Source organism: Paraburkholderia sp. RL18-085-BIA-A, from assembly GCF_046027075.1.
In the GTDB taxonomy this organism is placed as follows: domain Bacteria; phylum Pseudomonadota; class Gammaproteobacteria; order Burkholderiales; family Burkholderiaceae; genus Paraburkholderia.
The window spans coordinates 74,104-86,656 of record NZ_JARESU010000017.1 but is presented as its reverse complement, the minus strand read 5'-3'; the positions used below and the strand labels follow the sequence as shown (position 1 = coordinate 86,656).

The window sequence follows — 12,553 nt, the reverse complement described above, 5'->3', positions numbered from 1 at the left end:
GCATCACCCGTTGCGGAAAATGAAGCTGTAACCATTCAACGCCGGCACGCCGCCCAGGTGCGCGTACAACACACGCGAGCCCGCGGGAAACTCCCCGTTACGCACCATGTCGATCATCCCGTGCATCGATTTGCCTTCATAGACCGGATCGGTCAACACGCCTTCGAGCCGCGCGCACAAGCGAATCGCCTCCAACGTGCCGTCGTTCGGCAGACCGTATTCCGGACCGCCGAATCGCTCGTCGAGTATCACGTCTTTCGCGGTGATATCGCGGCCCAGGTCGACCTGCTGCGCGGTCTGCTGCGCGATCCGCGTGATCTGCTCGCGCGTTTGCGCGGGTTTCGCCGACGCATCGACGCCTATCACGCGCTCGGCGCGGCCATCGGCGGCAAAACCGACCACCATGCCGGCCTGCGTGCTGCCGGTCACCGAGCACACGACGATGTAGTCGAACCTGAAGCCCAGTTCGGCTTCCTGCTGACGCACTTCTTCCGCGAAGCCGACGAACCCCAACCCGCCTAGCGGATGATCGGAACAGCCGGCCGGAATCGCGTAGGGCTTGCCGCCGGCGGCGCGCACGCTTTGCAGCGCATCTTCCCCGCTCTTGCGAAAGCCGATGTCGAAGCCGTCTTCGACCAGCCGCACATCCGCGCCCAGAATCCGCGACATCTGGATGTTGCCGACACGGTCGTACACGGCATCCGAATAGTTGACCCAGTTCTCCTGCACGAGCACGCACTTCATGCCGAGGTGCGCGGCGACCGCCGCCACCTGGCGGGTCTGATTCGATTGAATCCCGCCGATCGACACCAGCGTGTCGCAGCCCTGCGCCAGCGCTTCCGGGATCAGATATTCGAGCTTGCGGGTCTTGTTGCCGCCGAACGCGAACCCGCTGTTGCAATCCTCGCGCTTCGCGTACAGATGTACCTTGCCGCCGAGGTGATCGCTCAGGCGTTTGAGCGGCTGGATCGGCGTCGGTCCAAAGGTGAGCGAGTAGCGAGGGAATCGTTGCAGGTTCATGGCAGCTCCGTGGTCAGTAGATGTGCGGCGCGACGCGCACAGCGGGTCGTCGCGTTGAATCCATGTTAGGTAAAACCGGTCGAAATGAGCTTGCGAAAAAATTACGTTCGGCATAGTTTTATAAAGTGATTACACTCTATCGGTTAATAAAAGAATGTACCGACTGCAATGAACGCAACAAAAACTCGCACGACCCCGAAATCGCCTAAGGCATCGGCCGCGCAGACCGATCCGCTTCAGGCGCTCGACCGCATCGATCGCGCGATCCTGCGGCAGTTGCAGAGCGACGCGTCGATCTCGAACGTTGGGCTGGCGGCGAAGGTGAAGCTGAGCGCGCCCGCCTGCTTGCGGCGCGTCGAACGGCTCAAGGAGTCGGGGCTGATTCGCGCAGTGGTCGCGCTGATCGACCCGAAGGCCGCCGGCGCAGGGATGCTGGTAATCATCGGCGTGGTGCTGGACCGCTCCACGCCGGAGTCGTTCGCCGAGTTCGAGAAAGCCGCGCAGAAAGTTGCCGGGTGCATGGAGTGTCACGTCGTCACCGGCGAATTCGACTATTTCATGACGATCCGCACGCGCGACAGCGACAGCTTCAACCGCCTGCACGCCGAGCAGTTGCTGTATCTGCCTGGGGTCCGGCAAATCCGCTCGTTCATGGTGCTCAAGGAAATCCTCTCGACCACGAAATTTCCGCTGTAACGCGCGCCGTCGCGCAAAAAGACGCGCATGCTGTCATAAAGTGCGCGCCCGAACGACCTATCTCAGGATCACTCGCGGACGGCGCGCGCTGCGTCGGAACGGGTGAACGGTACGGACTTTCCGGAGCGATCATCATGGCTTGCAACAGACGGGTATTTCTCAGGGCGATCGGCGCGGCGTCGCTGACCGGCGGCGCGTGGGCGGGCCGCGCGGCGCAGGCGGCGGACCAGGGCGCGGCGGCTTACGAGGTCTCGCACAGCGACGCCGAGTGGCACAAGCTGCTGACCGACGCGCAGTACCGCGTGCTGCGCGAGGCGGGCACCGAACGCCCCTTCAGCAGCGCGTTGAACGACGAACATCGCGCCGGCACGTTCGCGTGCGCCGGCTGCAAACTGCCGCTGTTCTCATCGAAGACCAAGTTCGACAGCGGCACCGGCTGGCCGAGTTTCTGGCAGCCGCTGGATCATGCGGTCATCACGCATACCGACCGCTCGTTCGGCATGACGCGCGACGAAGTGCTATGCCGCCGCTGCGGCGGCCACCTCGGCCACGTGTTCGACGACGGCCCCAAACCGACCGGCCTGCGCTACTGCATGAACGGTCTTGCGTTGACATTCACGCCCGCCCCGGGCGGCGTGAGCTGATCGAATCGGGACGGACATCATGGACATCCGGAATCGCATTGACGGCAAGCGGGCTCGTTCGCGCGCGGTGGCTCTTTCGGTATCGCTCGGAATCGGCGCGCTGGTGCTGCTGCTCGCTCATGGCGTCGCGTTCGCGGCGGAGGCGGCGGTGGTGATCGCGCCGCCCACGCTCGACGAGCCGATTTCCGCGAGCACGGCCCACGAGGAAACCGCAGTGTTCGCGGGCGGCTGCTTCTGGGGCGTGCAGGGCGTGTTCCAGCACGTGCGCGGCGTGACGAAAGCGGTCTCCGGCTACTCGGGCGGCACGCGCGAGACCGCCGACTACGAGATCGTCAGCGGCGGTGAGACGGGCCACGCGGAATCCGTGCAGGTCACGTTCGACCCCAGCAAGGTGACTTACGGCCAGTTGTTGCAGGTGTATTTCTCCGTGATCCACGATCCGACCGAGTTGAATCGTCAGGGGCCGGACAGCGGCACGCAGTACCGCTCGGCGGTGTTTCCGCTGAACGACACGCAGCGGCGCGTCGCGCAGAGCTATATCGCGCAGCTTGAAAAAGCGCATGCGTTTGCCGCGCCGATCGTCACGCGCATGGAGCCGTTCAAGGGTTTTTATCCGGCCGAGGCGTATCACCAGAATTACCTGACGCTGCATCCGAACTCCGCCTATATCGCGTTCAACGACATGCCGAAGGTCGCCAATCTGAAGCGTCTGTTCCCCAATCTGTATCGCGACAAACCGGTTCTGGTCGAAGCGTCGCAATAGCAAGAGCGGCGTTCGCCGCAAGTTCTTCCCGGCGCGGCGGCAGGCAATGCCGCCGCGTTCTGCTCCCCGCCGCGTCTTGCCCCGCAAAGTCGTGAAGCCGGCTTCGCGCGCGTCCCAACTCCCATCTGCACGGCCGCCGAGCCTCGCGTTCGGCCATCCGAACCTGTGTCCCACGGACTTGGCGCATATTTTGCGCACGTGTTGTCCGTCGGCCGACCGTCCACAGGGTCTTTTCATACAAAAGCGCCACCCAAGGGCCCGGCGGCCGGTATGGACGGTACGGCTTCGCCGTGCAGAGCGTGTCGTTCTCTGAAAAAATTACATGCCGTAAGTAACGGCGCGACGGTTGCCCTGGCGCTTTTTTATCCGTCGGGCGATGTCGAAACAGGAATTGAACCCCTTCGCGATACGCGAGATCGGAGGCTTCTGGTGTTGAACAGCCTTAGAAAGAAGCGGGGCGGCGCGCTCCGCAATAAACAAACAGGCATCGCGGCAACGTCTGTGGTCGCCGTGACTCTCGGCGGCATTGCCTTTCTTCCGGGTTCGGCGGTGGCTCAGACGCCTTCGCCGTTGGGCGAATGGCAGTACTCGGTGGGCGTTCCGCTGCAGAAGATGTGGCAGCCGAACATTCCGGACTGGCAGGTGCGTCTTGGCGTGGCGACCTCGTTCCAGCCGCGCTTCGAGGGCTCCGACCGCTATCACGTGGTGGCCGGCCCGAGCGTCGACGTGCGCTATAAGGATCTTTTATTCCTGTCGAGCGGCGAAGGCTTCGGGGTCAATTTCGCGCAGGGCGAGAACTGGCGCGTGAGTCTCGCCGGGGTCTACGACCTCGGACGCCGCGGGCAAGACGATCCGCAAGAACTGAACGGACTCGGCAATATCAACTTTGCGCCGGGCCTCAAGCTCGCGGCCGAATACGTCGTATCGAAGGACTTCCCGCTCGTGATCCGCGCCGACGTGAGGCGTTATTTCGGCGGCTCGAATGGCTGGATCGGCGACCTGGGCGCCTATATGCCGATGCCGGGCAGTTCGAAGACGTTCTTCTGGTTCGCCGGTCCGAACGTCGCGCTCGCGGACTCCAAGTACATGAACAGCTGGTTCGGCGTGAATCAGGAACAGGCGGCGCACTCGCAGTATCCGCACTACCACGCAAGCGCGGGCTTCAAGTCGGTGGGCTTCGGCATCAGCGCGATCTGGCTGTTCAACAAGCACTGGTTCGCGACGGCGGACGGCGCGTTCGAACAGCTGGTCGGCGGTGCGGGCAATAGCCCGATCGTGCGCACCAGGGCGACTGGCGTAGCCGACGTTTCGATCAACTACCGCTTCTGATGCAACGGGCCGATGTGTGAGTCGACGGACGGCGGCGCGCTCGCCGTGCCTCGATGCAATCAATCGCCGCGTAATCGCTGTGTCGAGCTTCTCGTGCCAGCTGGCGAATGCGTCGTCGCGGGTACATCGCTTGCTGACTCCCTGATTGCGCGCGACACCGGCCATTCCGCCGGCGCGCCCGAACACAAGGAGCAGATCCCCATGGCAGGTAAGACGAGCACACGGAAGCCCGCGGCGCAGGCCGCCCCGGCGAGCGATCCGAAATCGAAGGATCTCGAACAGTTTCGCGTCAAGCCTGACGGCGAGGCGCTGAGGACCAATCAGGGCGTCAAGATCGCTGACAATCAGAACACTTTGCGCGCCGGTCCGCGCGGCCCTTCGCTGCTGGAAGATTTCATCATGCGTGAGAAGATCACGCACTTCGACCACGAGCGCATCCCCGAGCGGATCGTGCACGCGCGCGGGTCGGCGGCGCATGGCGTGTTTCAGGCGTACGAGTCGATGAGCGAGTACACCAAGGCCGCGTTTCTACAGGACCCCGCCGCGCAGACGCCGGTCTACGTGCGCTTTTCGACGGTGCAGGGGCCGCGCGGTTCGGCCGACACCGTGCGCGACGTGCGCGGCTTCGCGGTGAAGTTCTATACGCAGGAAGGCAATTACGATCTGGTCGGCAACAACATGCCGGTGTTCTTCATTCAGGACGCGATCAAGTTTCCGGACTTCGTGCACGCGGTGAAACCGGAAGCGCCGAACGAGATGCCGACCGGCGGCTCCGCGCACGACACCTTCTGGGACTTCGTGTCGCTCGTGCCCGAGTCCGCGCACATGGTGCTGTGGACCATGTCGGATCGCGCGATTCCGCGCAGCCTGCGCACGATGGAAGGATTCGGCATTCACACGTTCCGCTTCGTCAATGCGCAAGGCAAAGCGCGCTTCGTCAAATTCCACTGGCGGCCGGTGCTGGGCTCTTACTCGCTGCTGTGGGACGAGGCGCAAAAGCTCGCGGGCAAGGACCCGGATTTTCATCGGCGCGATTTGTGGGAAGCGATCGAGCGGGGCGACTTCCCGGAGTTCGAACTTGGCGTGCAGATCATCGAGGAAGAGGACGAGCACAAGTTCGACTTCGACCTGCTCGATCCAACCAAGCTGGTTCCGGAAGAACTGGTGCCGGTGAAGATCATCGGCAAGATGACGCTCAATCGCAATCCGGACAACTTCTTTGCCGAGACCGAACAGGTCGCGTTCCATCCGGGCCACATCGTGCCGGGCATCGATTTCTCGAACGATCCGCTGCTGCAAGGGCGCCTCTTTTCATATACGGATACGCAGATCAGCCGTCTGGGCGGCCCGAACTTTCACGAGATTCCGATTAACCGGCCCGTATGCCCGTTCGTCAACAACCAGCGCGACGCGATGCACCGCCAGGCGATCAACGTCGGACAGGCTTCGTACGAGCCGAATTCGGTGAGCGGCGGCTGGCCGAAGGAAAGTGATCCGGCGGCATCGGACGGCGGTTTCGAAAGCTATCAGGAGCGGGTGGAAGGCACCAAGATTCGCGTGCGCAGCGAATCGTTCGCGGATCACTTCTCGCAGGCCGCGCTGTTTTATAACAGCATGTCCCAGCCGGAGAAAGACCACATTGCCGCGGCGTATCAGTTCGAACTCGGCAAGGTGACCCAGCCCGACATCCGGGCGCGCGTGGTCAATGAAATTCTCGCCAACTTCGATGCGGACCTCGCCGCGAAAGTCGCCGAAGGTTTGGGCTTGCCCGCGCCGAAGAAGGGCACGGCGAAGCTTGCCGGCCCGAAGGAGTCGCCGGCGCTGAGTTTGCTCAATCGCGTGAAGCCGGGGATCAAGACGCGCAAGATCGCGCTGCTGGCCGCACCGGGCTCCGATGGCGCCGCGATCAAGCAACTCCAGCAGGCGCTGCAAGGCGAGGGCGCGGCTCCGATGCTGATCGCACCGACACTGGCCGCGATCGATGGCATGGCGCCCGACGCGACGATTGCAGGCCTGCCGTCGATCATGTTCGACGCGGTGATCGTCGTGGGCGGCGACGCGGGTGCGAAGACACTCGCGCAATCGGGCGATGCGCGCCATTTCGTGCTCGAAGCGTTCAAGCATCTGAAGGCGATCGCGGCGCTTGGCGCGGGGCGCGACGTGCTGGCCGCCGCACATCTGCCCGACAATGCCGACGGCGTCGTGACCGGCGACGACAAGCAGGCCACGGACGTGCTGAAGGCGTTCATCAAGGCCGCCGAACAGCATCGCGTGTGGTCGCGCGCGGCGCAGGCGGAGACGGTGCCGGCGTAAAGCGGGCGGCGACTCGACGACGGTTCGATGCAAAACTGGCCGGTGCGAACCGGCCAGTTTTCTTGTGGCGCACCGAAACGCTGTGGCGGAAAAAGCCTACTGATTCACCCGCGTTCCATGCAGTCGATGCGTATTCTTGGGCGCCGCGGCAGCGGACGCGGCTGCGGCCGACACGCCCGCCGGACCCTCCGGAATATCGCTCGGCCGCGACGCCTGCACTGTCTGCGGATACAGTACGAGCAGCACGCGCAACACGCCGTTGGTCCAGCCGAAGCCATCCTGCAGCGGATACTCGCCGCCGCCCGCGGCCACGCCCGGCGTGGTTGCATCGACATCGTATTTCTCGACCAGCTTGCCGGTGTGCTGGTAGTACGCGACGTTGGTTCGGATCCAGCGCGTCGCGATGGTTTGCGCGAGCGCCGGCTCGCTATAGCGCCGCAAGCCGATCACCGCCAGATACTGCAACGGCGCCCAGCCGTTCGGCGCGTCCCATTGCTGGCCGCTATTGATCTGCGTGGTGGCGAGTCCGCCCGGCCGCAGCAACTCGCGCTGCAAGGTCGCGGCAACCGTCTTCGCCTGCTGCCGGTTGGCTACGCCCGTATACAAGGGATACACGGTCGCAGCCGTGAGCCTGTGCGTCAGCATGCGGTCCGCGAAATTGTAGTCACCGAACGCCTGCAGTTGCGGGTCCCACAGCACGCGGCGGATCGCGTCCGCGCGCGTCGCGGCGCGCTGCTCCATGTTTTCCGCATGCGTGACGTCGCCGCGCACCCGGTACGCTTTCGCGAGCGTGCGCTCCAGATCGACCAGCAGGCAATTCAGATCGACCGGCACGAGCGCAGTCACATCGACGCTGGCGAGCGTCTTGCCGTCGGCAAACCAGCGTGAACTGAAGTCCCAGCCGGTCTCGCCACCCGCCCGCAGATTGCGCCATAGCTGCGCGGGGTCGCGTTGCGGCGTCTGCTGCGCGGTGAGCACGTCTTCACGATACGACTCGTCGCGCGGCGCCGCGCGTTCGTCCCAATAGCGGTTGAACAGCGTGCCGTCCGCGAGGCGCACCACATGGCGGCTCGCATGGCCCGCCGGCAGGCCTTCGCTGCCGTTCATCCAGTACGCGTATTCGCGCTGCAGCTCGGGCAGATATTGCGCATAGACGCCGTCGCCGTCCTTGTCTGCGACGAGCCGCACCATCTGCGCGAAGAACGGCGGTTGCGAGCGGCTCAGATAGTACGTGCGGTTGCCGTTCGGAATATGCCCGTACCGGTTGATCAGCGTCGCGAAGTTTTTCAGTTCGTCTTCGACCAGCGCATGCTGGCCGCTCTGTTCGAGTCCGAGCATGATGAAGTACGAGTCCCAGTAGTAGATCTCGTCGAAGCGGTCGCCCGGCACGATGTACGCGTTCGGCAGCGGCAGTAGCGACGACCACGGGCTTGCGGTTGCATCCGGTTCGCGGCGCAGCACGTCCCACAGCGTGTCGATATGGCCGACTACATCCTGGTTCGGATCGGACACGTAGACCTTCGCAGTGCGCGTAGGCAGCGTGAAGTTGCGTTTCACGAAGTCGGCGAGACTGAAGGTTGGCTGCTGCTTGATGGCGTCGTACGCGGTCTCGATCTGCGCGGGTGGCGACGACGGCACCATGTCCGCGAAGGTCTTGCTGTCGGGGTAGAGATGCGCGAGTTGCACGTCGCGATATAGCGCCGCGTACTGCTCGGACGGCGGCACCGCCACGACCGGCGACGCCTGCGTGGGCGGCTCGACGTGCACGGCAACCGTTGCGATGCCAGCGGACGGCGCGGCGGAAGGCTCGGTTGACGTAGCCGGCGACGCATGCCACACGAGCGAGGCGGCGAAGGCTGCGCGCAGCGCAGCGCGCGAGACAGCGGCGAGATGTGGAGAGGGCATCGGCAACCGGGTAAGAGAGTGGATGGCACGAACGATGGAACAGCAAGCCGCGCAGGAAACCGCATGCATCGGACGATTGACCCACGCGCGCCGCGCAAAGTTGCGTGCGTCGGCAACAGCCCCGTCCAGTAAGCCTGAGCGCGCAGGATCACATCTCAAAAATACCTCCGTCCTGTATGATTACCGGCATGGCGCCGCGACCAAAAACCACCACGCGATAATCCGAAAAATATTCCGGATCGACTCGATTCGTTATGCCGATGACAGAAAAAATGACCGCATCGCAGGCCGTCGACCAGCAACGTTTCCGCAGCATCATCCGCCGTAACATCGCGCTGCCTTTGGGTGTCGGCCTCGTCACGATGGCGGTGTTCGTCGGCCTGATCGCGTATCTGGTCTCCACGATGAACTGGGCCGAGCATTCCGAGCGCGTGATCGGCTCTGCCAATGAAATGCTGCGCCTCGCGGTCGACCGCGAATCGTCGATGCGCGGCTTCCTGATCACCGGCGACGAAACGTTTCTGACGCCGTATGAAACCGGCGGCCCGAAGTTCAAGACGCAAATCGAAGCGTTGCAGGCGCTGGTCTCCGACAATCCGCCGCAAGTCGAAAGGCTCAAGCAGATCCAGGCGATCCAGCAGCGCTGGAGCCATTTTGCCGAAGACATGATCGACGCACGCCGCCGCAATCAGGACTTCGAATCCGCAGTGGCGAGCGGGCGCGGCAAGATCGAATTCGACGAAACGCGCCGCGAGTTCAGCGATTTTCTCGATGTCGAATTGCGCCTGCACCAGGAGCGCGCCGACGCGACGCGCCGCGTCACGACCACGCTGGTTAGTGTATTCCTGCTGTTCAGCCTGGTCGTGAGCGCGCTGCTTGCGTGGAGGGGCCGCCGTGAACTGATGAGCCTGTCCGCCACGTACGACGGCGCGTTGCGTCAGCAAGCCGAACAGACCGAAGCGTTGCAGGGGCTGGTGTGGTTGCGCTCCGGGCAGCGTCTGCTCGCTGAAAGAGTGGTCGGCCTGGCGAGCCCGCCGCTGGTGGGTCGGGCGATCCTCGACTTTCTCGCGGAGTATCTGGATGCCGCGGTCGCCGCGCTCTACGTGCGCGATAAGCAGCATGGCACGCTGCGCCGCATCGCCGCCTATGGCTTCAGCCGCGAAAGCGAGCAGGCCGCCGCGCGCGAGCTCGAAGCAGGCGAAACGTTGGTCGGCCAGGCCGCGCTCGCGCGTCGCACGCTCGTTTTGCGCGACGTGCCGGACAGCTACGTGCAAGTGGTGTCCGCGACCGGGCGCGGCGCGCCGAAGAACCTGCTGATCATGCCGATCGAAAACGACGGGCAGGTGAACGGCGTCGTCGAACTGGGCTTTATCCGCGAGTTGACGCCGCGTGACCAGGAGTTCATGGAACTGGTCAGCAACAGCATGGGCGATTTCATCGAGGCGGCGTTGTATCGCGAGCGGCTGCAGGACGCGCTTGTCGAAACGCAGCAGTTGAACGAGGAGCTTCAGGTTCAGCAGGAGGAACTGCGCGTTTCGAACGAAGGACTCGAAGAGCGTGGCCGTGCGTTGATGGAATCGCAAACGCGCCTCGAAGCGCAGCAGGCCGAACTCGAACAGACCAACGTGCAGCTCGAGGAATACGCGCAGCGTCTCGAACGGCAGAAGTCGGACCTGCTGCGCGCGCAGGATGAACTCGCGGCCAACGCGGAGCGCCTCGAACAGTCGAGCCGCTACAAGTCCGAGTTTCTCGCCAACATGTCGCACGAACTGCGCACGCCGCTGAACAGCTCGCTGATTCTCGCGAAGCTGCTGCAGCAGAACCGCACCGGCAATCTGACCGAAGAGCAGGTCCGCTACGCCGAAACGATTCATGCGTCCAACAGCGATCTGCTGGTGCTGATCAACGACATTCTCGATCTGTCGAAAGTCGAAGCCGGGCAGCTCACCGTCGAACTCGAAACGGTGTCGATCGATGCGACGCTTCAATCGCTGGACGAAATGTTCAGGCCGCTGGCTGCGTCGAAGCACTTGCGGCTCGCATTCGAACGCCAGCCGGGCACGCCGGAGACGCTCGTCACCGACGGCCAGCGCGTCACGCAGATTCTGCGCAACCTGCTGTCGAACGCGGTGAAGTTCACCGGGCACGGCGAGGTAACGTTATCGGTGGCGTCGGCTGAAGGTGGCATGCTGCGCATCGATGTGCGCGATTCCGGCATCGGCATCGCGGCGGACAAGCTCGACATGATCTTCGAAGCGTTCCAGCAGGCGGACGGTTCCACCAGCCGTCAGTACGGCGGCAGCGGCCTGGGTCTGTCGATTTCGCGCGAGTTTTCGCGTTTGCTCGGCGGGCGCATCACTGTCGTGAGCGAGGTCGGCAAGGGCAGTGTGTTCACGCTGTGGCTGCCGCTCGATGCCGAGGCTGCGCTGGCGGCCAGCGCAGACGTATCGTCCACGCCGCTGTCGGTATTCGCGCAGACTCATGCTCACGCTCAAGCGCACGCCCAGGCGCAAGCCAGCGCGCCGGCCACCGTCGACACCGCGAACGAGCCTCCGCTGATCCGCGCATCGTCGGGCAATGCCCGCGCCGCGGTGATCTCGCCGGCCAACGGGCTCTCGGCCGGCAACCCGTCCGAGAGCGCCGGCGGTTCCATCGCCGACGATCGCGACAACCGCACGCGTGCCGGCCGTCTGATCGTGGGCGTTGAAGACGACTTCGCGTTCGCCGAAATCCTGCGCGATCTGACGCATGAACTCGACTTCGATTTCGTGCACGCCAGCGACGCGGCCAGCGGCCTGGCACTCGTGCGCGACATGCGCCCGGCCGCCGTGCTGCTCGATGTCGGGTTGCCGGACCGCTCCGGTCTGACCGTGCTGGAGTGGCTGAAGAACGATCCGCTCACGCGCCACATTCCGATTCATATCGTCTCGGCCACCGACCACGCCGACAAGGCGCTGCACCTCGGCGCGATCGGCTACACGCTCAAGCCGACCGCGCGCAGCACGATGGAAGCGGCGATCCGCCGTCTCGAAGCGCGTCTGCAACAGCGCCTCAAGCGCGTGCTGGTGATCGAGGACGACGCGCCGATGCGCGAGAGCATCCGCGCGCTGCTACAAAGCGAGAACACCGAGATCGTCGCGGTTGCCACGCTCGCGCAGGCGCTGGAGCATCTGGGCCGGTTCACGTTCGACTGCGTCGTGACCGATCTCGCGCTGCCGGACGGCACCGGCTACGATCTGCTCGAACGGCTGGCCGCGGACACCGCGCGTGCCGCGCTGCCGGTGATCGTCTACACGGGGCGCATGCTGTCCGACGACGAAGAGCACCGCCTGCGCCGCTATTCGAAGTCGATCATCATCAAGGGCGCGAAGTCGCCCGAGCGTCTGCTCGATGAAGTCACGCTGTTCCTGCACAGCGTGGAGTCGTCGCTCGCGCCGGAACAGCAGCGCATGCTGCGCACGGTGCGCCAGCGCGACAACGCATTCGAAGGCCGCACGATCCTGCTCGCCGAGGACGACGTGCGCAATATCTTCGCGCTCTCGCATGTGCTGGAGCCGCTCGGCGCACAGTTGCAGATCGCGCGCAACGGGCGCGAGGCGCTCCAGGCGCTGGAAAACGGCTCCGAAGTGCATCTGATCCTGATGGATGTCATGATGCCCGAGATGGACGGGTTGACCGCGATGGGCGAGATCCGCCGCAATCCGCGTTTCGCGCATCTGCCGATCATCGCGCTGACCGCGAAGGCGATGGCGAACGATCGCACCCGCTGCCTCGAAGCCGGCGCCGACGACTACGTGTCCAAGCCGATCGACGTCGACAAGCTGGTCGCGCTGTGTCGCGTCTGGTTGCGGCAACGGTAGTGGAAACCACAGTGGAAACGCCA

The 12,553-nt window shown here is 64.2% G+C and carries 9 protein-coding genes; 7 read left to right on the top strand and 2 right to left on the bottom strand.

The features are described from left to right. Window positions 1-3: 3 nt before the first annotated feature. Window positions 4-1,020, bottom strand: a complete 1,017-nt coding sequence (locus P0D89_RS14750) for a 1-aminocyclopropane-1-carboxylate deaminase (protein WP_408376851.1) — start codon at window positions 1,018-1,020, stop codon at window positions 4-6. 168 nt (window positions 1,021-1,188) lie between these two features. Here P0D89_RS14750 and P0D89_RS14745 point away from each other — a divergent pair, with 168 nt between their 5' ends. The 5 genes from P0D89_RS14745 (at window position 1,189) to katE (ending at window position 6,765) form a co-directional block, all read left to right on the top strand. Next, on the top strand, window positions 1,189-1,716 hold the full coding sequence (locus P0D89_RS14745) for an Lrp/AsnC family transcriptional regulator (protein ID WP_408376849.1): 528 nt from the start codon (window positions 1,189-1,191) through the stop codon (window positions 1,714-1,716). A 134-nt stretch (window positions 1,717-1,850) separates the two neighbouring features. Then, window positions 1,851-2,360: a peptide-methionine (R)-S-oxide reductase MsrB gene (gene msrB, locus P0D89_RS14740; protein ID WP_408376848.1), complete on the top strand. Its 510-nt coding sequence runs from the start codon at window positions 1,851-1,853 to the stop codon at window positions 2,358-2,360. 19 nt (window positions 2,361-2,379) lie between these two features. Continuing rightward, window positions 2,380-3,123, top strand: a complete 744-nt coding sequence (msrA, locus tag P0D89_RS14735) for a peptide-methionine (S)-S-oxide reductase MsrA (protein WP_408376847.1) — start codon at window positions 2,380-2,382, stop codon at window positions 3,121-3,123. A gap of 429 nt (window positions 3,124-3,552) precedes the next feature. After that, a complete protein-coding gene (locus P0D89_RS14730; protein WP_408376846.1) occupies window positions 3,553-4,452 on the top strand; it encodes a MipA/OmpV family protein in 900 nt (299 codons plus the stop codon). A gap of 12 nt (window positions 4,453-4,464) precedes the next feature. Further along, entirely contained in the window at window positions 4,465-6,765 is a 2,301-nt protein-coding gene (gene katE / locus P0D89_RS14725; protein WP_408376845.1) for a catalase HPII, read from the top strand. 96 nt (window positions 6,766-6,861) lie between these two features. Here katE and treF read toward each other — a convergent pair whose 3' ends face one another. Continuing rightward, window positions 6,862-8,670, bottom strand: coding sequence for an alpha,alpha-trehalase TreF (gene treF / locus P0D89_RS14720; protein ID WP_408376843.1), 1,809 nt, complete (start codon window positions 8,668-8,670; stop codon window positions 6,862-6,864). Window positions 8,671-8,704: 34 nt separating this feature from the next. Here treF and P0D89_RS14715 point away from each other — a divergent pair, with 34 nt between their 5' ends. Together P0D89_RS14715 and P0D89_RS14710 are read left to right on the top strand one after the other, a co-directional pair. Next, entirely contained in the window at window positions 8,705-8,998 is a 294-nt protein-coding gene (locus P0D89_RS14715; protein ID WP_408376841.1) for a hypothetical protein, read from the top strand. Then, window positions 8,943-12,530 (top strand): response regulator, encoded by a 3,588-nt coding sequence (locus P0D89_RS14710; protein ID WP_408376839.1) that lies wholly within the window; start codon window positions 8,943-8,945, stop codon window positions 12,528-12,530. The genes P0D89_RS14715 and P0D89_RS14710 overlap by 56 nt, the downstream gene beginning before the upstream one ends. Window positions 12,531-12,553 lie beyond the last annotated feature (23 nt).

Bases quoted from the DNA above. Each gene is read 5' to 3' on its own strand.
- msrB (WP_408376848.1), top strand. From the start codon at position 1,851: ATGGCTTGCAACAGACGGGTATTTCTCAGGGCGATCGGCGCGGCGTCG.
- P0D89_RS14710 (WP_408376839.1), top strand. From the start codon at position 8,943: ATGACCGCATCGCAGGCCGTCGACCAGCAACGTTTCCGCAGCATCATC.
- P0D89_RS14715 (WP_408376841.1), top strand. From the start codon at position 8,705: ATGGAACAGCAAGCCGCGCAGGAAACCGCATGCATCGGACGATTGACC.
- P0D89_RS14750 (WP_408376851.1), bottom strand. From the start codon at position 1,020: ATGAACCTGCAACGATTCCCTCGCTACTCGCTCACCTTTGGACCGACG.
- msrA (WP_408376847.1), top strand. From the start codon at position 2,380: ATGGACATCCGGAATCGCATTGACGGCAAGCGGGCTCGTTCGCGCGCG.
- treF (WP_408376843.1), bottom strand. From the start codon at position 8,670: ATGCCCTCTCCACATCTCGCCGCTGTCTCGCGCGCTGCGCTGCGCGCA.
- katE (WP_408376845.1), top strand. From the start codon at position 4,465: ATGTGTGAGTCGACGGACGGCGGCGCGCTCGCCGTGCCTCGATGCAAT.
- P0D89_RS14745 (WP_408376849.1), top strand. From the start codon at position 1,189: ATGAACGCAACAAAAACTCGCACGACCCCGAAATCGCCTAAGGCATCG.